Source organism: Pseudomonas sp. EA_65y_Pfl1_P113, assembly GCF_963970525.1.
GTDB classification, from domain to species: Bacteria; Pseudomonadota; Gammaproteobacteria; order Pseudomonadales; family Pseudomonadaceae; genus Aquipseudomonas; species Aquipseudomonas tritici.
Genome location: NZ_CAXAQM010000565.1, coordinates 1 through 454 on the forward strand (window position 1 = coordinate 1; position 454 = coordinate 454).

A 454-nucleotide genomic window follows, 5' to 3' on the forward strand; every position below is an offset into this window, starting at 1 on the left:
ACCGTTTCAGCATTCGCGGCGATCTGGGCGCTAATGCGCGTCCTCGAGCGCTTCTCCGCCTGGCCCTTCGTCATCTATCGCGGAGTGCTTGGCGTTCTTCTGGTCATCGCGACCACCAACGCCTGGCTAGTCTAAGCGTCAGCCTCCCAACACATCGGGAAATTGGCATGGCAATGCCTCGTCGACGCATCGCGATGCCTATGCCTATGCCTATGCCTAGGAGGTTCACCCAATCTGGTATCAGGCGAATGGTCGTGCAGCTCAGTCAGATGTAGCCACAGTCCGATAGATACTAGATTTCGGCGACGATGAGAGGCGCCGTGACAGGTTCGCCGCTCTTGCAGCAACATCGATCAAATCGTGCTCAATTGGTAGCAGACAATGTTGTGATCAACGGGCATCCGACCTGATCGCCGACGTCGCAGGCACGAACGGTGTCGGCGGAATGGCCTTT

At 57.3% G+C, this 454-nt stretch carries 1 pseudogene; it reads left to right on the forward strand.

Features of this window, described 5'->3' with window-relative positions:
* Positions 1-135: pseudogene (locus tag AACY52_RS31100) on the forward strand (undecaprenyl-diphosphatase); the annotation flags it as partial.
* Positions 136-454: the final 319 nt, after the last annotated feature.